This is a genomic window from Planotetraspora silvatica, assembly GCF_016863315.1.
GTDB lineage: Bacteria > Actinomycetota > Actinomycetes > Streptosporangiales > Streptosporangiaceae > Planotetraspora > Planotetraspora silvatica.
Genome location: NZ_BOOQ01000028.1, coordinates 21335 through 43614, shown reverse-complemented (window position 1 = coordinate 43614; position 22280 = coordinate 21335). Strand labels below are relative to the sequence as shown.

Here is a 22280-nt window from a genome sequence, read left to right as displayed (position 1 = left end):
CGAATTCCCGTAATTCCCCCCGGCACTACCAACCAAGGGATCCGTAGATGCAGAAAACAACGAGACTGGGCGCGGCCGCGCTGAGCGCGGTCCTCGCTCTCGGGCTCGCCGCCTGTGGAGGCGGTTCGACCACGACCCCGACCTCCAGCGGGGCGCCGGCGGCCGGCGGAGCGACGGGCGAGTTCAACGGCGCCCTCACCGCGGTCGTCAACCCGTCGGACAAGAAGGGGGGCATCCTCAAGCTCGCGAACGCCGGCGACTGGGACTCCCTCGACCCGGGCGACACCTATTACGGCTACTCCTGGAACTTCATCCGGCTCTACGGCCGCTCGCTGGTGATGTTCAAGTCCGCGCCGGGCAAGACGGGCAACGAGCTCACCCCCGACCTGGCCGAGGGCCTGGGCACGCCGAGTGACGACGCCAAGACCTGGACCTACAAGCTCAAGGCGGGCGTCAAGTTCGAGGACGGCACCCCCGTCACGTCCAAGGACGTGAAGTACGGCGTGGAGCGCTCGTTCGACAAGGAGGTGTTCCCCGACGGGTACACCTACTTCAACGACTTCCTGAACTGGCCCAAGGACTACAAGGGCGCCTACAAGTCGCCTGACGCCAACACCGACAGCGCCATTGAGACGCCGGACGACCAGACGATCGTCTTCCACCTCAAGCAGCCGCTGAGCAACTTCGACTACTTCGCCCAGCTCCCCGCCACCATCCCGGTCCCCAAGGCCAAGGACACCGGCGCGAAGTACAAGGAGCACGTGATCGCCACCGGGCCGTACAAGTTCGACAAGAACGAGATCGGCAAGGGCTTCACGCTCGTCCGCAACGACCAGTGGGACCCGGCGACCGACCCGAACCGCAAGGCGCTGCCCGACGGTTACGACGTCGCGACCAACGTCAACGCCGACGACATCGACAACCGGGTCCTCGCCGGTGACCTCGACGTCGACGTGACGGGCACCGGTGTGCAGCCGGCCGCCCTGGGCCGCATCCTGCCCGACCCGGCGGTGAAGGCCGGCACGGACAACCCCACGGGCACCCGCCTCTGGTACACCTCGATCAACGGCAACGTTCCGCCGCTGGACAACCTCGAGTGCCGCAAGGCCGTCGAGTACGCGGCCGACAAGACGGCCCTGCAGACCGCGTGGGGCGGCGAGTTCGCGGGTGGTCAGATCGCCACGAGCCTGCTGCCGCCGTCGATCCCCGGTCACGAGGACTTCAACACCTGGGTCCCCGGCGCCGACAACAAGGGCGACGTGACCAAGGCCAAGGAGGCCCTCACCGCCTGTGGCCAGCCGAACGGCTTCGAGACCAACATCTCCTACCGGGCCGAGCGTCCCAAGGAGAAGGCGGCCGCCGAGGCTCTCCAGCAGTCGCTGGGCCGCGTGGGCATCAAGCTGACGCTTAAGCCCTTCCCGCAGACCGACTACTTCGCCCTGTACGCGGGCAAGCCCGGTTACGCGAAGGACAACAAGCTCGGCCTGGCCATGAACGGCTGGCAGTCCGACTGGCCCGACGGTTTCGGCTTCCTCCAGCAGATCGTCGACAGCCGCGTCATCCGCGAGACCGGCGGCTCCTCGAACGTCAGCGTCCGCGACCCCGAGGTCGACAAGCTGATCGACCAGGCGATGGAGCAGACCGACCCCAACTCGCGTAACGGCATCTGGACCCAGATCGACAAGAAGGTCATGGATGACGCCTACATCCTGCCGAACGTCTGGGCGAAGGCTCTGCTGGTGCGCAGCAAGAACGCGACGAACGTGTTCGTCAACGACGCGTACGGCATGTACGACTACCTCGGCATGGGCGTCAAGTAGTACCTCGGCACATCCGATAGATCCGCGCTACGCGTGAACGCGGCAAGGGGGCCGGCTCGTGAGAGCCGGCCCCCGGAGCCGGGGGGACTGTGGTCACATACATCATCCGGCGGCTGATCTGGTCGGTCGTGATGCTCTCCATCGTGAGCATCATCACGTTCGCCATCTTCTTCCTCGTGCCGCGCCTGGCCGGCGCGACATCGGAGGATATGGCCGCTCGCTACGTCGGGCGTACCGCCTCGGCGGAGCAGGTCAAGGTCGCGGCCGAGAAGCTGGGCTTCAACGATCCGCTGATCGTGCAGTACGGGCGCTTCGCGAAGGGCATCGTGGCCGGCGCCGACTACGACTACGGCCCCGGCGTCGAGCGCTGCCCGGCGCCCTGCTTCGGTTACTCCTTCCTCACCCGGCTGCCGGTCTGGCCTGATCTGCTCGACCGGCTTCCCGTCACGATCTCCCTGGCCCTCGGGGCCGCGGTGATCTGGGTCATCGCCGGAGTCGCCACCGGCGTGCTGTCCGCGCTGAAACGCGGCAGCTTCTTCGACCGGGCCGCGATGAGCATCGCCCTCGCCGGGGTGTCGATGCCCATCTTCTTCACCGGAATGGTGTCGCTGGTGTTGTTCAGCTACGGCCTGAAGATCACCGTGGCCGGCGGCACGTACACGCCCTTCCTCACCAATCCGGCCACCTGGGCGTATGACCTGTTGCTGCCCTGGATCACGCTCGCCTTCCTGTACGCCGCCGGATACGCGCGGCTCACCCGTGCTGGCATGCTGGAGACGATGAACGAGGACTACATCCGCACCGCCAGGGCCAAGGGCCTGCGGGAGCGGACCGTGGTCGTCAAGCACGGCCTGCGCGGCGCGCTCACCCCCATCCTGACGATCTTCGGTCTCGACCTCGGCCTGCTGCTCGGCGGCGCGGTGCTGACCGAGAGCACCTACTCTCTGCCCGGCATCGGCAAGTACGCCATCGACGCGATCGGCCGCCAGGACCTTCCCCAGGTCATGGGCGTGACGCTCGTCGCCGCGTTCTTCGTGGTCGTCGCGAACCTGGTCGTCGACCTTCTCTACGCCGTGGTCGACCCGAGGGTGAGGCTCGTGTGAGCGAGCGAACGAACAAGCACGGGAGCCCGCGAATGAGGCGGACGAAGGAGGGCTCGTGAGCTTTCTTGAGCTGAAGGACCTGCAGGTCCACTTCCCGACCGACGACGGCCTCGTCAAGTCCGTCGACGGGCTGTCGTTCGCGCTGGAGCGGGGCAAGACCCTCGGCATCGTGGGCGAGTCCGGCTCCGGCAAGAGCGTCACGTCGCTGGGCATCCTCGGCCTGCACAAGGGCGGACGGGCGAAGCTCGGCGGCGAGATCTGGCTGGACGGCGAGGAACTGGTCGGCGCCAGCGCCGAGCACGTGCGCACGCTCCGCGGCAAGAAGATGGCGATGATCTTCCAGGATCCGCTGTCCGCGATGCACCCGTTCTACACGGTGGGCTCCCAGATCATCGAGGCGTACCGGATCCACAACGACGTCAGCAAGAAGGTCGCGCGCAAGCACGCGATCGACATGCTGGGCCGGGTGGGCATCCCGCAGCCGGACCGGCGGGTGGACAGCTACCCCCACGAGTTCTCCGGCGGCATGCGGCAGCGTGCGATGATCGCGATGGCGCTGAGCTGCGACCCCGAGTTGCTCATCGCCGACGAGCCCACCACGGCTCTCGACGTGACCGTCCAGGCGCAGATCCTCGATCTGATGCGCGACCTTCAGCGTGACTTCAACGCCGCCCTGATCATCATCACGCACGACCTGGGCGTGGTCGCCGAGCTCGCCGACGACATCCTGGTCATGTACGGCGGCAAGTGCATCGAGTACGGCACGGCCGAGGACATCTTCGAACGGCCGGAGCACCCCTACACCTGGGGCCTGCTGGGATCCATGCCGCGGCTCGACCGCGACCGGACCGAGCGTCTCCTGCCGATCAAGGGCTCGCCGCCCTCGCTGATCAACGTGCCGGCCGGGTGCGCCTTCCATCCGCGCTGCACGTTCGAGGACCGCACCGGCGGCAAGGCCTCGACCGAGGTCCCGCAGCTCGTGGAAACCGAGGGTGGTCACCTGGTGCGGTGTCACCTGCCGCGTGACACGCGCCGCTCCATCTGGGAGACCGAGATCAAGCCGAGCCTGGAGGCGTCGTGAGGCGGCGCGGCGAGCGAACCACGACGAACGCGGCGTCCCGCGCGAGCGGACCGCGCATCGTCACGCGAGGAGAGACCCATGAGTGAGCCCCTGCTGTCCGTCGAGGGGCTGGAGAAGCATTTCCCCGTGACCAAGGGGCTGCTCCAGCGCCAGGTGGCGGCGGTCAAGGCCGTCGACGGCATCAGCTTCGACGTCGTCAAGGGCGAGACGCTCGGCCTGGTGGGCGAGTCCGGTTGCGGCAAGACGACGACCGGGCGCCTGATCACCCGGCTCATCGAGCCGACCGGTGGGAAGATCCGCTTCGAGGGCAACGACATCACGCACATGTCCCAGGGCCGGATGCGCCCGCTCCGCCGGGACGTGCAGATGATCTTCCAGGACCCCTACAGCTCGCTCAACCCCCGGCACACGGTCGGCGCCATCGTCGGCGCCCCGTTCCGGATCCAGGGGATCAAGACGGAGCACGGCACCAAGAAGGCGGTCCAGGACATCCTGGAGCTGGTGGGCCTCAACCCGGAGCACTACAACCGCTATCCGCACGAGTTCTCCGGCGGCCAGCGGCAGCGCATCGGCATCGCGAGGACGCTGGCGCTCAAGCCGAAGCTGATCATCGCGGACGAGCCGGTCTCCGCGCTCGACGTGTCGATCCAGGCCCAGGTGGTCAACCTGCTGGAGGACCTGCAGAGCGAGCTCGACCTCACCTACCTGGTGATCGCGCACGACCTGTCGGTGGTCCGGCACATCAGCGACCGGGTCGCCGTGATGTACCTCGGCAAGATCGTCGAACTGGCCGACCGCAAGAGCCTGTACGAGTCGCCCATGCACCCGTACACGAACGCGCTGCTGTCCGCCGTGCCGATCCCCGACCCCAAGGGGCGGGCCCAGCGGGAGCGCATCAGGCTCCAGGGCGACGTGCCCTCCCCGCTCAACCCGCCGCCCGCCTGCCGGTTCCACACCCGCTGCTGGAAGGCGCAGGAGATCTGCAAGACGATCGAGCCTCCGCTGGAGACGCTCGCCACCGGCCACCAGGTCGCCTGCCACTTCCCCGAGAACGCCCCCGCGACTCCGGAGCCCGCGGCCACGACCGCCTGACGGAACGAGTCGCCCGACGGCCTCACCCCGGTACGGCTCCCGCTTCCCCCCGATGGCGGGAGCCGTACCGGCGGCGCAGCGCCGCGGAAGTGTCACTGCGTGGCGATCGCCCGCAGCACGTCCATCCTGGCCGCCCGGCGTGCCGGCCAGACCGCCGCGAGGACGCCGACCAGCGCCGCGGCCGCCAGATACGCGCCGAGTTGTGCGGCGGGTACTGACAGGACGTCGATGCCCTGGCTCGCGAGCGCACGCTGGACCGCCCAGCCGAAGCCGATCCCGACGGCGATTCCGAGCAGCGCGCCGAAGACCGAGATGAGCACCGACTCATAGCGGATCATCCGGCGCAACTGGCGTCTGCCCATCCCGACGGCCCGCAGCAGCCCGATCTCGCGCGTCCGCTCGATCACCGACAGCGCGAGGGTGTTGATGATGCCGAGGATCGCGATCACGATCGAGAGCACCAGCAGCGCGGTGATCATCGTGAGGAGCTGGCCGACGCTCGCACGGGCCTGCTCCTTGATGTCGGACTGATCCTGCAGCGTCAGGTTGGGATAGGCCGCGAGGGAGGCGTCCAGGGCCTTGCGCACGGTCGCCGCGTCGGCGCCCGGCTCCTTGACGACGAGGACGGTGGAGACCCGGGAGCCCGGGTAGTGGGCCGCGTGGGTGGCCTCTCCCAGGAGGTAGGACCCCGCCATCGGATTGTCCGCGAAGACGCCCGCGATCCTGATCGTCGCGAATGCGCCGTCCGCGTACTGGCCCCGCACGGTCGACCCCGCCGTCCAGCCGCCGGCCTTCGCCGTCCTGGCGTCGACCAGGATCTCGTCGGCGCCGGCGGCGAGTCCGCCTGACTCCATCTCCAGCCCGAACGGCCCGGCCAGCGCGGCCGGATCGCCGACCGTGGCGAAGACCGGCTCGTTGTCCAGCTTGACCTGGGCGTACGTCATCGGGGTCGCGCTCCGCACACCTGGCACCGCGGTGAGGGCGGCCGCCACCGACGGGTCGAACGAGCCGGACGGCCCGAAGCCGCCGCCCGACGACACCTGGAAGTCGGCGCCCAGCGAGCCGTCGAGCGCCTTGTCGATGGAGGCCGTCATCGAAGCCGCCAGCACCGACACCGTGGCGATCAGCGCCATGCCGATCATGAGGGCGGCGGCTGTGGCGGAGGTCCGCCGGGGGTTGCGCTGCGCGTTCCCGCTGCCGAGCCTGGCCGTCGTGCCGAACAGCCGGACGAGGGGCGCACCCAGCACCCGGGTGACCGGGCGCGCGAACAGGGGGCTCAGCATGGCGACGGAGAGGAAGACCAGCAGGGCGCCGCCTCCCACGAGCGCGAGCGGGTTGCCGCCGTCGCCCGCGAGGCCGGTCGCGAGCAGAACACCTCCGACGACGGCGAACAGGCCGCCGGCCACGGCCCGGGCGCGCAGTGACCGGGCCGGCGTGGCGACGTCATCCCGCAGCGCCGCCACCGGAGGCGTCTTCGCCGCGCGGCGGGCCGGGAAGTAGGCCGCGACCAGGGTGACGGTCACGCCGACCGCGAGGGTCCACACGACCGTCGACGGCGCGATGACGAGGCCGGTCGTCGGCAGGTCGGCTCCGAACGCGGAGAAGAGCCCGCGCAGCCCGACCGCCAGCCCGGCCCCCGCGAGCAGGCCGGCGATCGAGCCGAGCAGTCCCACCCCGAGCGCCTCGCCCATGACCGAGAGGGTCACCTGGCGGCGGGACGCCCCGACGGCGCGCAGCAGCGCCAGATCCCTGGTCCGCTGCGCGACCAGCATCGAGAACGTGTTGAAGATGATGAACGAGCCCACGAAGATCGAGATGACGCCGAAGGTCAGCAGGAACGTGCTGAGGAAGCCGAGGAGCTCCCGGACGTCGCCGGCGGCGTCGTCCGCGGCCTGCTGGGCCGTGATGGCCTCGAACTGCGAGGGCACGACCGCGCCCACCCGCGCGGCCAGCTCGGCGGGGGAGACCCCGTCCGCGGCCTTGGCCACGATCCCGGAGAAGGCGCCCGGTTCGACCAGCAGCCGCTGCGCGGTCGCCGGTTCGAACGCGGCGTAGGTGACACCGCCCGTCGTCCCGCTCGCGCCGACCTTGAAGACCCCGACCACCTCGTACGGCTCGGCCGGCCCCCTCGCCACGACCTTCACCTGGTCGCCTGTCGTGTATCCGGTCTTCTCCGCGGTCACCGAGTCGATGGCGATCTCGTGGGGGCCCGCGGGACCTCGGCCGGTGACGAGGCCGTAATCCGACAGGGACGACGGCCAGCCGATCCCGAGCTGCGGCGGCCCGTTCCCGCCGACGATCTTCCCGTCCCTGCCGACGATCGCCGCGAAGCCCGTGATCTCGCCCCGGGCCTCGGCCACGCCGTCCACACCGCGGACCTCGTCGAGGACGGACGCGGGGACCGGCTTCACGGAGACGCCGTCGGCGCTCCCCGCGAACGCCTGCCGGCCCTGCACCGTGACGTCCACCGTGTGCGTGCCCTCGGAGAAGAGTTCGTCGAAGGCCTTGTCGGTCGTGCCGGAGAAGATCAGCGTTCCGGCGACGAACGCCGTGCCGAGCACCACGGCGAGTGCCGTGAGGCCGAGGCGCAGCTTGTGCGCGGCGAGGTTCTTCAGGGTCAGCCGGGTGATCATCGGTCCAGGCCCTTCATGCGCTCGAGCACGCCCTCGGCGGTCGGGCCGGCGAGCTGGTCGACGATGCGGCCGTCGGCGAGGAAGACGACGAGGTCGGCGTAGGAGGCGGCCACGGGGTCGTGGGTCACCATGACGACCGTCTGGCCCATCTCCCGCACCGAGTTGCGCAGGAACGACAACACCTCGGCGCCGGAGCGCGAGTCGAGGTTCCCGGTGGGCTCGTCGGCGAAGATGATCTCGGGCTTGCTCGCCAGGGCGCGCGCGCAGGCCACCCGCTGCTGCTGGCCGCCGGACAACTCCGACGGCCGGTGCCTCAGCCGGGGGCGCAGCCCCACCGTGTCGATGACCGTGTCGAGCCAGGCCGGGTCGGGACGCACGCCCGCGATGTCCATCGGGAGCGTGATGTTCTCCAGCGCGGTCAGGGTCGGGATCAGGTTGAAGGACTGGAAGACGAATCCGATCCTGTCGCGGCGCAGCCGGGTCAGCCGCCTGTCGTCCAGGCGGGTCAGCTCCACGTCGCCGACGAACACCTTGCCGTCCGTCACGGTGTCCAGGCCCGCGAGGCAGTGCATCAGAGTGGACTTGCCCGATCCGGACGGGCCCATGATGGCGGTGAACCGGCCGCCGGGGATGCCCAGGGTCACCCCGCCGAGCGCGGACACACGGGCGTCGCCGGTGCCGTACACCTTGGTCACGCCGACCGCGCGCGCGGCGAGCGGACCGGCGGAACGGATCTCGTCATCGGTCGTGGGCGCGGCGCCGGCGAGGTCTGTGTTCACGGATGTCGTCAGGGGAAACGTCATGCTTCGACGCTATGGGCGCCCGCCCGCCGGAGGATCGGCCTGCGGGACCGACTCGGTCTGCCCCCGAGGCAGGAGAACTCGGGGAGACCCCTACTCCCCGAGGAGTAGGGACCTCAGGGGAGCGCCCCCGGGGTGATCAGGCCTGTCTCGTAGGCGAGGACGACCGCCTGGACCCGGTCGCGCAGGCCCAGCTTCGTCAGCACGTTGCCGACGTGGGTCTTGACGGTGGTCTCGCTGACCACGAGTTCGGCGGCGATCTCGGCGTTGGACATGCCCTTGGCGATCAGTTGGAGGACCTCGAGCTCGCGCTCGGTGAGCCGGTCGAGCCGGGCCGGCGTCGCCTGCTGGTGGGCCGAAGGCAGCCGCATGGCGAAGCGGTCGAGCAGGCGGCGCGTGACGCTCGGGGCGACGATGGCGTCCCCTGCCGCGACGACCCTGATGGCCTGCACGAGCTCGTCCGGCGGGACGTCCTTGAGCAGGAAGCCGCTCGCGCCTGCCCGGAGCGCCTCCACGATGTACTCGTCGAGGTCGAAGGTGGTCAGCACGAGAACCTTCGGCACATGGGCACGCGGCGCCGCTTCCCGCACGATGCGCCGGGTCGCCTCGATGCCGTCCATGCCCGGCATGCGGACGTCCATGAGGACGACGTCCGGAAGGAGCGCACGTGACTGGTCCATGGCCGTCGACCCGTCCCCGGCCTCCCCGACGACGGTGACGTCCTTCTCCGCCTCGAGGATGAACCGGAAACCCGTTCGCAGCAGTGGCTGGTCGTCCACCAGCAGGACGCGGATCGTCATGATCCGTCCACGGGCGGCGCGGGGCGAGGGGTGGAAGGGGTCACCCTGATCGTCATGGTCTGTCCTTGAGGGGGAAACGGGCCCGGACCTCGAATCCGCCTCCGTCGCGGGGGCCGATCCTCAGGACTCCACCATAGAGCGCCACGCGCTCCTTGATGCCGACGAGCCCGTGCCCTGTCCCGTTGGAGGGCTGGGCGAGCTCCGCCGCGGCGCCCCTTCCGTCGTCCTCGACGTGGACCGTCAGCTCGCCCGCCTCCTGCCGCACGGTGACCCAGGCGCGGGCGGACGGGCCGGCGTGGCGGAGGCTGTTGGTGAGCGCCTCCTGGACGAGACGGTAGGCGGCCAGGTCGAGGCCCGGAGGCAGGCCGAACCGCTCGCCCTCGACCCAGAGCTGGGTGCGCAGGCCCGCCTCCCGCATCTGCTCGACCAGCGTGGGGAGGTCGTGCATGCCCGGCTGCGGCTCGCGCTCGGCGGGGCCGTCGGTGCGCAGGACGCCGACGATGTTGCGCATCTCGGCCATCGCGGTGCGCCCCATCTCCTCGATCGCGGTGAGCGCGTCACGCGCGACGGCGGGGTCGGCGTCGAGCATCCTGCGGGCCGCGGAGGCCTGGACCGTCATGACGCTGACATGGTGGGCGACCACGTCGTGCAACTCGCGCGCGATGCGTGAGCGTTCCTCGGCCCTGGCGGCCCGCGTGTCGGCCTCCCGCGCACGCTCCAGCCGGTCGGCCCGCTGGGTCAGCTCCGCCAGATAGGCCCGGCGCAGCCGTACGCTGCGCCCGATGACCCAGCACAGGATCATCACCACGAGGACCACGAGCTGATCCATCCACGACAGCGGCTGGGGCCCGATGGCGACGCAGACGGCGGTTCCGATGAGGTAGACCGCGATCGCACCGAGACTCAGCGCGAGGCCCCGGTAGGCCGCCACGGTGTAGAGCAGGACGAGCCCGCCGATGCCGCCGAGCCCGGCGTTGTACCCGAGCCCGTTCAGGACCATCTCGGGAATGCCGATCAGCACGAGCAACACGAATGGCCAGCGCCGCCTGAACGCCACCGGGAGCGTGCACAGGGCCGCCCCGAACAGGCTGATCCAGTCGGGGTCACGCACCGCGACGGATGGTGCGTCCTGCCAGTCCGCGAAGGTCTCGGAGCCCGTCAGCAGGATGAAGAGCAGTGAGGCCGTCGTCAGCACCACCGCGAGGACCGAGTCGCTGATCGGAGGAAGAGCTCGGATCCAGGACCGCGGATTCGCGGGGGTGGTGCGCACGTATCAAATTTAGGTCGTGACGGGAGGGAGCAACCCTGCGCGCGGCGGATATCCGCCTCCTTCGCACGGAGGAGACGCGCATCACCGGCCCTGCGGCGGGTCGCTCGCGCCCGGGTCGCTCGCGCCCGGGTCAGTCACGGCCGGGGCGACCGCCGTCGCCGGTCGTCTCAGAGCTCGTCGGTGGCGGACCGCGGCCTGCCGCGGCCCCGTGACGACGTGCCGGGCCGGTGGTCGGGCACCGGCGGCGGCGTGCCGCCGAACTCGGGACACAGCGCCTGGTGGTCGCACCAGTCGCACAGCCGCGAGGGACGGTGCCGCCACTCCTTGGTGCGGACGGCCCGCTCGATCGCCTCCCACAGGGCCTGCACCTTGCGCTCGGTGGCGCGCAGGTCGGCCTCGTCCGGCGTGTAGCGAAGGATCTCCCCGTTGCCCAGGTACATCAGCTGGAGCATCCTCGGGACGGTCCCGTTCAGACGCCACAGCGCCAGTGCGTAGAACTTCATCTGGAACAGCGCCTTGGCCTCGAAGTCACGCCGCGGCGCCGTGCCCGTCTTGTAGTCGACCACCCGGATCTCGCCCGTCGGCGCCACGTCCAGGCGGTCGATGTAGCCGCGCAACAACAGGCCGCTCTCCAGCACGGTCTCCACGTACATCTCGCGCTCGGCCGGCTCGAGCAGCCGGGGGTCCTCCAGCGTGAAGTAGCGCTCGACCATCGTCCTGGCCTGCGCGAGCCACTGGGCGCGCTCCTCGTCGGTCTCGAACAGCCCGGCGTACTCCGGCTCATCGGTGAGCAGGCGCTCCCACTGGGGCTCCAGCAGATCCTGCGCGGCCGCGGTCGTCCTCGCCTCGGCCGGCAGGTCGTACAGCCGCTCGAGCACGGCGTGCACGAGCGTGCCGCGCACCGCCGCGGGGGAGGGCCGCTCGGGCAGCTGGTCAATCACCCTGAACCGATAGAGCAGCGGGCAGGTCATGAAGTCACCGGCACGTGAGGGGGACAGGGCGCCGATGATCGCGCGCTCTTCGGCGAGGGTCATGCCCGCACTGTAGGCCACGGAGCCGACAACCACGGAGACGACGAGCGGAGGCCGGAAATCGGGACGGGAAGGCAGGCGCGGGGGGAGCGCGGCGCTCGACGAGCGGGACGGGAAAGCGGGCGCCGGGGGAGCGCGGCGCTGGGACGAGAGGCGACTCGAGGGACGGTCCGGGTTCGCGGATCGCGCGCGAACTCATAGGCTGATCTCACCTCGGCGGCGCGTAGCATCGAGATCGAGGAGAGAAGGCGGCGAAACATGAGTACACCTGCCAACCAGTCCCCGGGGCTGCGGATTGGGAGCCCTTTCGGCATTCCGGTGTACGTCTCCCCGACGTGGCTGATCGTGGCCGCCTTCATCACCTTCACCTTCCAAGACGTGTTCGCCGCGAGCCTCCCCGGTTACGGGGTCGTGGGCAGTTCGGCCGTCGCGCTGGTCTTCGCCGTTCTGCTCTATGCCTCCGTCCTGCTCCACGAACTGGCCCACTGCGTGGTCGCCAAGCATTACGGCCTGCCGGTGCGCCGCATCGTCCTCTACATGCTCGGCGGGGTCTCCGAGATCGAGCGCGAGCCGGAGACGGCCGGCCGCGAGTTCAACGTGGCCCTCGCCGGCCCGCTGCTGTCGATCGGGCTCGCCGCTGTCGGCTACGCGGTCTCCGCGGCCCTGTTCGTGGACGGCTCGGTCAATCCGCTTCACATGGCCGTGCATCCGCCGATGGGGCTGCTGCCGGTTCTGATCTGGCAGCTCTGGCTGTCGAACCTGATCGTCGGGATCTTCAACCTGCTCCCTGGCCTGCCGCTCGACGGAGGGCGGCTGCTGCGGGCCGGGGTGTGGAAGGTGACGAAGGACTCGACCCGGGGCACCCTGGCCGCGGCCTGGGTGGGGCGCTCCGTAGCGGTGATCATCGTGGCGCTCCCCCTGCTGGCGTCCGTGATGGCCGGTCAGAATGCCGATTGGGGCAACATGCTCTGGTCGATCCTGCTCGCGTCCTTCATCTGGATCGGCGCCTCGCAGTCGCTCAAGGTCGCGCGGGTGCGCACCAGGTTGCCGCAGCTGCGGGCGCGTCTTCTGGCGCGCAGGGCTTTCCCCGTGACCGCGGAGGTCCCGCTGTCGGAGGCGCTGCGCCGTGCGGGTGACGCCGGAGCGGGCGCGATGGTCGTGGTCGACCACGAAGGGCGGCCCGTCGGGATCGTCAGCGAGGCGGCCATCAACGCCACCCCGGAACAGCGCAGGCCGTGGGTCACCGTCGGCTCGCTGTCACGGACGCTGGAGCCGTCGCTGGTCCTCGGGGCCGATCTCGAGGGGGAGTCCCTTCTCGACGCCATGCGCGGCACCCCCGCCGCGGAGTATCTGCTGGTCGAGCAAGGCGGCGAGATCTACGGTGTGCTGGCCACGGCGGACGTCAACCGTGTGTTCACCGGGGTCTGACGGCGCGGCAGCGAGGTTCCGCCGTCATGGTCGCCTGACCGCCGGGGCTGTTCTGTCCCGTGGCTCCGGCAGCGTAGATTCAGGAACGGCGTTCACCATTGGTTTGCTACGTTCTGGGATGATCGATCCGGTGCCATCAGCCGCCGCGTTCCGTGTCCCGCGGGTCCTCCCGCGGGCCGGATGCCGCGTTGTCGGCCGGTGGGCCGGGCCGGGTACCGATGGTCAGGTGGCGATTCCGGGGTATCCGGGAGGGAGAGTTCTGTGACGGAACAGGGCGTGGGCTTGATCCGCCCGATGCCGGGAGATGGCGTGGTCGCCCATCTGAACGGTTTGCTGCTCGTCTGCGCTGCCGCCGAGCAGGAGGTGGGGGAGTTCCTGGCGGCGCTGCGGGAGACCGCGGCGACGGGCGGGGACGGCCGGGCCCTGGCCCGCCGGGTGGCCCAGGTCCTCGCCCGGGCGATGGACAGGTCGATCGCCGGGGAGCCGGTGCCCTGCGCGGTCGCGGGGCCGGCCGGAGGCGGCGTCGCCGTCCTCGTCAGCGGAACGGCGACGGCCATCGTGTCCGGAGGGCCGGACGGTGACGTTCGCCTGGCCGGCCGGGAGGCCCTCACCTGGACCGATCGGCTCATCGGCGGCCCGATCGCCAAGATCGATCTGAGGCTCCCAGGTGCGGGACCGGCCAGTCCCTTCGCACGGCTCGACAGCGGAGTGGTCCCGGGGGCGGGGATCGAGCTCGATCTCACCCAGCGTGCCGACGCCGTGCCGCCGCCGCTGCCGCAGCGCGTGCCGCAGTTGCCCTCATTGCACGGTGCGCCCCCCGTGCCGTCGCCCCACCTCCAGCCGAACCCGTTCCCTCCGATCGGGCCTCCTGATCCCCTGCCCGCGCGTGAGCCGGTCGTCCCGCCGCCGTTGCCTCCCCTTCCGCCGTTGCCGCCCGCGCCTCCGTCGGGGCCGCCGCCGGAACCGGTGCCCGGTTCGCATGGTCAGGGACCGGCCGGTCCGCTCGGACCGAACCCGCTCGACTCCCTGCCGGGCCCGTCGCCGATCTCTCCGATCTCCTCGGCCTCCCAGCTGCCTCCCCTTCCGCCGCTGCCCCCGCCGGGACCTTCACCGCTCTCCGACAAGTGGACGCCCCTCGACGGGCCGCGTGAGGAGAGCAGGCACGGCCAGCGGTCCGACCTCCGGCAGGACGGCCCTCCGAGCGGGCCGTTCGACCTGCCCGGGCCCGAGGCCGGTCGTGAGCCGCCGCAGGAGTTCGGCCGGGAGATCCCCGACGCCACCCAGTTCGACACCTCTCCCGAGCCCGGCTCCGAGCCCGGATCCGGGCCGATGGTCTTCGGCGTCGACTGCAAGAACGACCACTTCAACGACCCGCGCGTGCCGTACTGCGCGGTCTGCGGGATCGCGATCGACCAGCGGTCCGTGGTGCCCTACCAGGGGTCGCGGCCGCCACTCGGGGTGCTCGTCCTCGACGACGGGATGACGCTGCAGCTGGACTCCGACTACGTCCTGGGACGCGATCCCGAGCGTGCCGCGGAGGTGCAGGCCGGCAAGGCCCGTCCGGCCAGGGTGACCAGCCCTGACGGTTCGGTGTCGCGCCGCCACCTGCGGGTCGCGCTGGACGGCTGGGACGTCAATCTCATCGATCTCGGATCGGTGAACGGCACCCAGATCCAGCCGCCCGGCGACCCGAACTTCTACGACATCCCCCCGGAGGAGGAGGTCGCGATCCATCCGGGCACGACCGTGCGGGTCGGCGTCTCCCGGACGATGCGCTACGAGGCCCATCGAGGGGCCTGAGAAGGACGGCTCGGGGACGGAACGCGTCCCCGGGCCGACGGTCCCGCCCGGAGCACGAAGGGCACGGCCCCAGCGGATCCGGCGGCCCCGGCGGAGCCGGCGAACTAGTGGACCTGGGCGCGCAGCCGGTCCAGCTCGCCGAGGATGAGCCGCTCCAGTCGCTCCTCGGTGATCCTGGACGGATAGAGCAGCCGGTGCACGCTCAGCCCGTCGACGAGCGCGAGCAGTCGCTCGGCGACGTCGTCCAGGTCCTCGTCCGTACGGATCTGCCCGGCCTCGGCGGCCGACTGCAGCAGGCTCACCACGAGGTAGCGCAACTCGGCCGCCTCACGCCGCTGGACCTCCAGCAGGTCGGGGCTGGTCAGGCTGCGCCCCCAGAACCCGATCTCGAGGCCCGTCTCCATCACCCGCTCCGCGTCGAGCGGCACGTTGTCGAGGAGCACCTCCTTGAGCGCCTCGAGGCCGCCGCGGCCCGACAACTTCCGCGCGAGCCGGTCGGCGATCCGCCGGTGGGAGGACTCCAGCGCCGAGACCAGGATGTCGTCCTTGTCGGTGAAGTAGTGGGTCAGCACACCGTTGGAGTATCCGGCCTCCTTAGCGATGGCCCGTGTGGTGGCGGCCTCGATCCCGTCGCGCAGGATGATCCGGCGGGCGGCCGCGACGACCTCGTCACGACGCTCCTCGTGATTGACGATCTTCGGCATGTCGCCCCCTGTTGTTTTAGTCGGTCGCCCGTCTATTATCCGCACATGTCGGTTGTCACACTTGGCGTTCACATCGTGGACGTCCTGGCGCGCCCGGTGGAGTCCATCCCGGAGGGCCAGGACACGCATCTGGTGGAGCAGATCCGCATCACCGCCGCCGGCGCGGCCGCCGGCACGGCGGTCGACCTGGCGAAGATCGGAGTCCCCGTCGCCTCTCTGGGCGCGGTGGGCGACGATGATCTGGGCGATGTCCTCATCATGATCATGAAGCGGCACGGCGTCGACGTCAGCGGCGTCGTCCGCAAGCCCGGCGAGCAGACCGCGGCCTCCATCCTGCCGATCCGGCCGGACGGCGGGCGCCCGTCATTCCACGTTCCCGGCGCCAATCTGGGTCTGTCCCTGACCGACCTCGATCAGGAGCGGATCGCCGGAGCCGAGATCGTGCACCTCGGCGGCATGGACGTGACATGGGGCCTCCACGACCCGGCGTTCTTCGCGCTTCTGGACAAGATCCGGGAGAACGGCACCGTGGTCACGATGGACCTGCTGTCCAACATGTCCGACCTTATGCCGGCGGTACGGACGTTCCTGCCCCACATCGACTACTTCCTGCCCAATGAGGAGCAGGCCCTCATGCTGACCGGGGCGGACACCCCCGAGGCGGCCGCGGAGGCGCTGCTCGCCGAGGGGCTGAAGGGCGCCCTCGTCACGCTCGGCGGGGAGGGCAGCCTGGTCGCCACCGCGTCCGGCCACACGCGCGTCCCCGCGCTCGACGTGCCCGTGGTCGACACCACCGGTTGCGGCGACGCGTACTGCGCCGGCTTCGTGGCCGGCCTGCTCGGCGGCCGCGACGTGGCCGGCGCCGCCAGGCTCGGAACGGCGGTCGCCGCCCGGGTGGCGGGCGGCCTCGGCTCCGACGCCGGTCTCGACGGGCCCGTCGAGGCACCCTGACCGTCCGCTGCGCCCTCGGCGGGGCCGCCGTGCCGTACGCCGTGCCGTCCGCCGTGGACGGCCCACCCGATCAGCACCATGATCTTAAATTTCATGCTTTGAAGGGGAGAGTCATTACATGAGTGAGTTGTCCAGTGGCCTCGGGCCGGGCCACGCGGCCGCGGGCGACGCCTCCCTGCGTGTGCGCGCCGCCAAGGTCATCCCCGGAGGCATGTACGGCCACCTCAACGCGGCCCTGCACGGCGAGAAGTACCCGCAGTTCTTCGTCAGGGCCGAAGGCGCCCGGCAGTGGGACGCGGACGGCAAGGAGTACGTCGACCTGATGTGCAGCTGGGGCCCGATGATCGTGGGCCACCGCAACCCCCGGGTCGAGGCCGCCGCCGCGGCGCAGCAGGCGGTGGGCGACTGCCTCAACGGGCCCGGCCCGGTCATGGTGGAGCTGGCGGAGCTCCTGGTGGACCTCATCCCGTCCGCGGACTGGGCGATGTTCTCCAAGAACGGCACCGACGCGACGACGCAGGCCCTGATGGTGGCCAGGGCGGCCACCGGGAGGACCAAGGTGCTGGTCGCCCACGGTTCCTACCACGGCGCCGACCCGTGGTGCACGCCCGGCCTTTCCGGGGTGACCCCCAACCAGCGGGCCGACACCATCGAGTTCACCTACAACGACCTCGCGTCCGCCGAGGCGGCGGCGGCCCAGGCCGAGGGCGACGTCGCCGCCATCCTCGTCACCCCGTTCAAGCACGACTCGTTCGAGGACCAGGAACTGGCCGAGGCGGAGTTCGCCCGCGGGATCCGCGCGCTGGCGGACCGGCTCGGCGCGGCCCTGGTCATCGACGACGTGCGCGCCGGATGGCGGCTCGACCTGCGGGGCTCGTGGGAGCCGCTCGGAGTGCGTCCCGACCTGACGGCCTGGAGCAAGGCCATGGCCAACGGCTTCCCCATCGCCGCGGTAACGGGCGCGGACGCGCTGCGCGGCCCGGCCCAGACGCTGTACTCGACCGGCTCGTTCTGGTTCTCCGCGACCGCGATGGCCGCCGCCACGGCGACGATCGAGATCCTCCACGAGGAGGACGGGGTGGCGCTGATGCACCGGGCGGGCACCCGGCTCCGCGAGGGGCTGGCCGCGCAGGCGGCCTCACACGGGTTCGTGGTGAAGCAGACGGGTCCCGTGCAGGTGCCCTGGTTGTCCTTCGAGGGCGACGAGACCCTCGAGAAGGCGATGCACTGGGCCGGGGCCTGCCTGGACGAGGGCGTCTTCCTCCACGCGTGGCACAACTGGTTCCTGTCGGCCGCCCACACCGACGCCGAGATCGACCGGGCCCTTCAGGGCACCGACGCGGCCTTCGCCAAGCTCAGGGCCGCGTTCGGCGCCGACTGAGCCCTGTCCGGCCGGGCAGGGGACGGCGGGCGCGGGCGATCAGCGGGTCCGCGCCCACTGGACGTCGTCGATCCGGGTGCCGTCGGGGCCCGGGAGCAGGTCTTTGACCAGGAGTTCGCGGACGAAGCCCGCGCGCTCGAGCACCCGGTGGGAGGCGACGTTGTCGGGGGCGGTCCCCGCGACGAGCCGGCGGATCCCCGTGTGCTCGAACGTCCAGGACGCCAGGAGGCCGACCGCGCGCGTCATGACACCTCGCCCCTGGTACTCCGGAAGGAGGCTGTACCCCACCATGGCCTGGCCCAGTGGGGGCAGCACACCCATGAGCTGGAGATGCCCGGCGAAGGTGTCCGTCTCCGCCCACCGGACGGCGAGTTCGACCCGCTGGCCGGCCAGCCACCACATCCCCGCGTACCGGCACCGCATCACGCTGTCGGCGTAGGAGGGCGCCTCCGGCGGGACGCTGAACTTGTACATCTGCGGGTCGGACTGCATCGCGTGGTACTCGTCGGTGTCGCCCGGCGTGAGCGGCCGGAGCCGTACGACGCCGTCGGTCAGCGAACCGGAGGGGAAGCCGCCGGGGAAGAACGGCAGGAAAGGGTCGGTGGGATCACCGGGGTCGCCCGCCAGCCGGGCGAAGGCGATCGAGTCGTGCCGGGCGCCGTCGCGCGTCGCGTACTCCTCGCGGAGCACTCCCTCCCGCGTGAACCCGGACCGGCAGGCCACCAACTGACTCGGGACGTTCTCCACGTCGGTGATCAGCCCGATGCGGGGGATGCCATGGGCGAAGCCCCAGTCGGTGAGCGCGCGGACCGCCGCCGTCGCGGCTCCGCGGCCCCGGCCCCACGGGGCGAGCAGGTAGCCGACCTCGCTGTTGCCGAACCTGTCGGGCGGCTTCAGCAACGTGGCGCCCAGGACCTCGCCGGTGTCCCGGTCGGTGATCACGAACTTGGCCCCGCCCTCGTCCCAGACGACCTGCGCCGCCGCGATCCAGTTCAGCGCGTCCTCACGGCTGTACTCCAGCGGCACGAAGGGGACGAACCTGGCCACCTGTGGGTCGGCGTACGCTCGCGCGATCGCGTCGGCGTCCTTCTCCTCGGGGATGCGGAGGATCACTGGACCGGCCTGGATGACTTCTCGGGGCAACATGCACCATTGCTACCAGCGAGCCATGGAAGGGGCCAAGAGATTTCCGGCTCCCGGGGCATTCCCCTGGGAGGCGCCTGGTCTGTGTTATGCAGTCTCCACGTAAATCGTCCTATATCCGGCTTGCGGGCGGCAGTCGTACCGGCAATGCCCGATAGCCTTTTCACCATGGGTTTTCGCAGGCACGGCCCGTTCCAGGCCGGAGATCAGGTTCAGCTCACCGACCCGAAGAACAAGCGGCACACGGTGACGCTCAAAGAGGGCGGCGTCTTCCACACGCACAAGGGGTCGATCCCGCACGACGAGCTGATCGGTCGGCCTGAGGGCTCCGTCGTCCGATCCTCGGGCGGCACCGACTATCTGGCGTTCCGCCACCTTCTGGCCGACTACGCCCTCTCCATGCCGCGCGGCGCGGCGGTGATCTACCCCAAGGACGCCGCGCAGATCGTGGGCATGGCCGACATCTTCCCCGGCGCCCGCGTGGTCGAGGCCGGCGTCGGCTCGGGAGCGCTCACCTGCTTCCTGCTGCGCGCGGTCGGGCCCGAGGGCTCGGTCACGTCGTACGAGCGGCGGGAGGACTTCGCGGAGGTCGCGACCAAGAACGTGGAGAAGTTCTACGGCGGCCCCGTGGACCAGTGGCGGCTGGTCGTCGGCGACTTCGTCGCCGCGCTCGACGAGGTGGACGTCGACCGCGTGATCCTCGACATGCTCGCTCCGTGGGAGTGTGTCGACGCGGCCGCCAAGGCCATGACTCCGGGCGGCGTTATTTGTTGTTATGTGGCGACCACTACGCAGATGTCCAGAACCGTGGAGACCCTCAGAGAACACGGGAGTTTCACCGAGCCTCACACGTGGGAGACCTTGGTTCGCGACTGGCATGTCGAGGGCCTCGCCGTACGGCCGGACCACCGCATGGTCGGCCACACGGGATTCCTCGTCACCGCCCGTCGCATGGCGGACGGTGTCACGCCCCCGCCACGGCGCCGGCGCCCAGCGAAGGGGGCATATGGGGAGGGTACCGAAACAGGGTGACGATTCAGCTACAAACGGGCAAAGCCCCGTGACACGGGAACATAAGGGTGTGTTCCTTATGCTGCGAGAATAAACGCACAATTAGGTATCAAACGGCGAACACCCAATGTAACTACACGAACACTGCCCGGCCAGGTTACGTACAGCGCCAAGATAGGTAGGGTCTTGAGTAGTCGTTCTCGACGGGGAAGGAGGTGACGGGGCGTGGCAGCTCGCGACGACGCTGAGGCTCGAGCCGCGCAGCGCGAACGGGAGGTCGCGGATCTCACAACACAGGTCTCCTTCCTGCAGGAGGAGATCACCGCGTTGCGCCGGAAACTGGCCGAGTCACCCCGGCAGGCCAGGGTCATCGAAGAGCGTCTCCATGAGGCACAGGCCCAGGTGGCGGCCCTCACGAGTCAGAACGAACGGCTGGTCTCCACCCTCAAGGAGGCCAGGGATCAGATCGTCGCCCTCAAGGAGGAGGTCGACCGGCTGGCCCAGCCGCCGTCCGGTTTCGGAGTGTTCCTCGAGGCCAGGGAAGACGGCACGATCGAGGTGTTCACGGGCGGCCGGAAGCTGCGGGTCAACGTCAGCCCCGCCGTCGAGGTCGAGTCCCTCAAGCGTGGCCAGGAGGTCATGCTCAACGAGGCGCTCAACGTCGTCGAGGCCCTCGGCTTCGAGGACGTCGGCGAGATCGTCATGCTGAAGGAACTCCTGGAGGACGGGCAGCGCGCGCTCGTCATCTCGCACGCGGACGAGGAGCGCGTGGTCAAGCTGGCCGAGTCCCTTCTCGACCAGCCGATCCGCGCCGGAGACTCGCTCCTGCTCGAGCCCCGTTCCAACTACGTCTACGAGCGGATCCCCAAGTCCGAGGTCGAGGAGCTCGTCCTCGAAGAGGTCCCCGACATCTCCTACGAGGAGATCGGCGGCCTCAGCAGGCAGATCGAGCAGATCAGGGACGCGATCGAGCTGCCCTACCTGCACGCCGACCTGTTCAGGGAGCACAAGCTCCGCCCGCCCAAGGGCGTGCTGCTGTACGGCCCGCCCGGGTGCGGCAAGACCCTGATCGCCAAGGCCGTCGCCAACTCCCTCGCCAAGCAGGTCGCCGAGAAGACCGGCCAGTCCGGCAAGAGCTTCTTCCTCAACATCAAGGGTCCCGAGCTTCTCAACAAGTACGTCGGTGAGACCGAGCGGCACATCCGCCTGGTCTTCCAGCGGGCCAGGGAGAAGGCATCCGAGGGCACCCCGGTGATCGTGTTCTTCGACGAGATGGACTCGATCTTCCGGACCCGCGGCTCCGGCGTCTCCTCCGACGTCGAGAACACCATCGTCCCCCAGCTGCTGTCGGAGATCGACGGCGTCGAGGGCCTGGAGAACGTCATCGTCATCGGCGCCTCCAACCGCGAGGACATGATCGACCCGGCGATCCTGCGGCCCGGCCGCCTGGACGTCAAGATCAAGATCGAGCGGCCGGACGCCGAGGCGGCCAAGGACATCTTCTCGAAGTACATCATCAGCGAGCTCCCGCTCCACGCCGACGACCTGTCCGAGCACGGCGACAGCCGTGAGGGCACGATCGCGGGCATGATCCAGCGGGTCGTCGAGCGGATGTACACCGAGAGCGAGGAGAACCGCTTCCTCGAGGTGACCTACGCCAACGGCGACAAGGAAGTCCTCTACTTCAAGGACTTCAACTCCGGAGCCATGATCCAGAACATCGTGGACCGCGGCAAGAAGATGGCGATCAAGCAGTTCCTCGAGACCGGGCAGAAGGGTCTGCGGATCGCGCATCTGCTGGCCGCCTGCGTGGACGAGTTCTCCGAGAACGAGGACCTGCCCAACACCACCAACCCCGACGACTGGGCCCGCATCTCCGGCAAGAAGGGCGAGCGGATCGTCTACATCCGCACGCTCGTCCAGGGCAAGCAGGGCACGGAGGCCGGCCGGTCGATCGACACGGTGGCCAACACGGGTCAGTACCTCTGAGCGCGGCAGCCTCAGAGGAAGGCGAAGGAACTCCGGCCACTTCCGTCATCCAGCGGAACTCGTGACACGAGGAGCGGCGCGGTCCCCCGGCGGACCGCGCCGCTTTCCGTGTCCGCACCCGGCGCCGAGGCCAGGCTGAGGGGCGCCGGCGCCGGCCTCCTCCCGCGCTGGTCAGCGGTCCGCCGGGCGGGTCCGGGCGATCGCCCCCACCCGTTGCGTACGGCCACGCGGAAGTCGGTCTCC

General features: G+C 70.1%; 17 protein-coding genes. 10 read left to right on the top strand and 7 right to left on the bottom strand.

The window, feature by feature from the left end; genetic code table 11:
• Window positions 1-47: 47 nt before the first annotated feature.
• The 4 genes from Psi02_RS21710 (at window position 48) to Psi02_RS21695 (ending at window position 5096) form a co-directional block, all read left to right on the top strand.
• Window positions 48-1820 (top strand): ABC transporter substrate-binding protein, encoded by a 1773-nt coding sequence (locus tag Psi02_RS21710; RefSeq protein ID WP_203976927.1) that lies wholly within the window; start codon window positions 48-50, stop codon window positions 1818-1820.
• A gap of 89 nt (window positions 1821-1909) precedes the next feature.
• On the top strand, window positions 1910-2923 hold the full coding sequence (locus Psi02_RS21705; protein ID WP_203976925.1) for an ABC transporter permease: 1014 nt from the start codon (window positions 1910-1912) through the stop codon (window positions 2921-2923).
• Between the two features lie 55 nt (window positions 2924-2978).
• Window positions 2979-4004 (top strand): ABC transporter ATP-binding protein, encoded by a 1026-nt coding sequence (locus Psi02_RS21700; protein WP_203976923.1) that lies wholly within the window; start codon window positions 2979-2981, stop codon window positions 4002-4004.
• 78 nt (window positions 4005-4082) lie between these two features.
• Window positions 4083-5096, top strand: a complete 1014-nt coding sequence (locus Psi02_RS21695) for an ABC transporter ATP-binding protein (RefSeq protein WP_203976921.1) — start codon at window positions 4083-4085, stop codon at window positions 5094-5096.
• A gap of 92 nt (window positions 5097-5188) precedes the next feature.
• Here Psi02_RS21695 and Psi02_RS21690 read toward each other — a convergent pair whose 3' ends face one another.
• The 5 genes from Psi02_RS21690 to Psi02_RS21670 all read right to left on the bottom strand — a co-directional run bounded on the left by Psi02_RS21690 (window position 5189) and on the right by Psi02_RS21670 (window position 11633).
• Window positions 5189-7729 carry an ABC transporter permease gene (locus tag Psi02_RS21690; RefSeq protein WP_203976919.1) on the bottom strand — a complete coding sequence of 847 codons (2541 nt, stop codon included), beginning with the start codon at window positions 7727-7729 and terminating at the stop codon, window positions 5189-5191.
• The gene (locus Psi02_RS21685) at window positions 7726-8532 is read right to left on the bottom strand and encodes an ABC transporter ATP-binding protein (RefSeq protein ID WP_203976917.1); all 807 of its coding nucleotides are present in this window, start codon (window positions 8530-8532) and stop codon (window positions 7726-7728) included. The genes Psi02_RS21690 and Psi02_RS21685 overlap by 4 nt, the downstream gene beginning before the upstream one ends.
• Window positions 8533-8645: 113 nt before the next feature.
• Complete coding sequence (locus Psi02_RS21680) at window positions 8646-9329, bottom strand: response regulator (RefSeq protein ID WP_203976915.1); 684 nt, start codon at window positions 9327-9329, stop codon at window positions 8646-8648.
• A 52-nt stretch (window positions 9330-9381) separates the two neighbouring features.
• The gene (locus tag Psi02_RS21675; RefSeq protein WP_203976914.1) at window positions 9382-10599 is read right to left on the bottom strand and encodes a sensor histidine kinase; all 1218 of its coding nucleotides are present in this window, start codon (window positions 10597-10599) and stop codon (window positions 9382-9384) included.
• 167 nt (window positions 10600-10766) lie between these two features.
• The gene (locus Psi02_RS21670; RefSeq protein WP_203976912.1) at window positions 10767-11633 is read right to left on the bottom strand and encodes a RecB family exonuclease; all 867 of its coding nucleotides are present in this window, start codon (window positions 11631-11633) and stop codon (window positions 10767-10769) included.
• Window positions 11634-11888: 255 nt separating this feature from the next.
• On the opposite strand from Psi02_RS21670, the gene Psi02_RS21665 reads away from it, so the two are divergent.
• A complete protein-coding gene (locus tag Psi02_RS21665; RefSeq protein ID WP_203976910.1) occupies window positions 11889-13058 on the top strand; it encodes a site-2 protease family protein in 1170 nt (389 codons plus the stop codon).
• 261 nt (window positions 13059-13319) lie between these two features.
• Window positions 13320-14858 carry an FHA domain-containing protein gene (locus Psi02_RS21660; RefSeq protein ID WP_203976908.1) on the top strand — a complete coding sequence of 513 codons (1539 nt, stop codon included), beginning with the start codon at window positions 13320-13322 and terminating at the stop codon, window positions 14856-14858.
• 104 nt (window positions 14859-14962) lie between these two features.
• Here the strand turns inward: Psi02_RS21660 and Psi02_RS21655 are convergent, their stop codons facing one another.
• Window positions 14963-15562 carry a TetR/AcrR family transcriptional regulator gene (locus tag Psi02_RS21655; RefSeq protein WP_203976906.1) on the bottom strand — a complete coding sequence of 200 codons (600 nt, stop codon included), beginning with the start codon at window positions 15560-15562 and terminating at the stop codon, window positions 14963-14965.
• Window positions 15563-15607: 45 nt separating this feature from the next.
• Here Psi02_RS21655 and Psi02_RS21650 point away from each other — a divergent pair, with 45 nt between their 5' ends.
• Together Psi02_RS21650 and Psi02_RS21645 are read left to right on the top strand one after the other, a co-directional pair.
• Window positions 15608-16513, top strand: coding sequence for a carbohydrate kinase family protein (locus Psi02_RS21650; protein ID WP_203976904.1), 906 nt, complete (start codon window positions 15608-15610; stop codon window positions 16511-16513).
• A 118-nt stretch (window positions 16514-16631) separates the two neighbouring features.
• Window positions 16632-17894 (top strand): aminotransferase class III-fold pyridoxal phosphate-dependent enzyme, encoded by a 1263-nt coding sequence (locus Psi02_RS21645; protein WP_203976902.1) that lies wholly within the window; start codon window positions 16632-16634, stop codon window positions 17892-17894.
• Window positions 17895-17933: 39 nt separating this feature from the next.
• Here the strand turns inward: Psi02_RS21645 and Psi02_RS21640 are convergent, their stop codons facing one another.
• Complete coding sequence (locus Psi02_RS21640; RefSeq protein ID WP_203976900.1) at window positions 17934-19040, bottom strand: GNAT family N-acetyltransferase; 1107 nt, start codon at window positions 19038-19040, stop codon at window positions 17934-17936.
• Window positions 19041-19205: 165 nt separating this feature from the next.
• On the opposite strand from Psi02_RS21640, the gene Psi02_RS21635 reads away from it, so the two are divergent.
• Both Psi02_RS21635 and arc read left to right on the top strand, forming a co-directional pair.
• Entirely contained in the window at window positions 19206-20069 is an 864-nt protein-coding gene (locus Psi02_RS21635) for a tRNA (adenine-N1)-methyltransferase (RefSeq protein ID WP_203976898.1), read from the top strand.
• Window positions 20070-20273: 204 nt separating this feature from the next.
• On the top strand, window positions 20274-22037 hold the full coding sequence (arc, locus tag Psi02_RS21630; protein ID WP_203976896.1) for a proteasome ATPase: 1764 nt from the start codon (window positions 20274-20276) through the stop codon (window positions 22035-22037).
• Window positions 22038-22280: the final 243 nt, after the last annotated feature.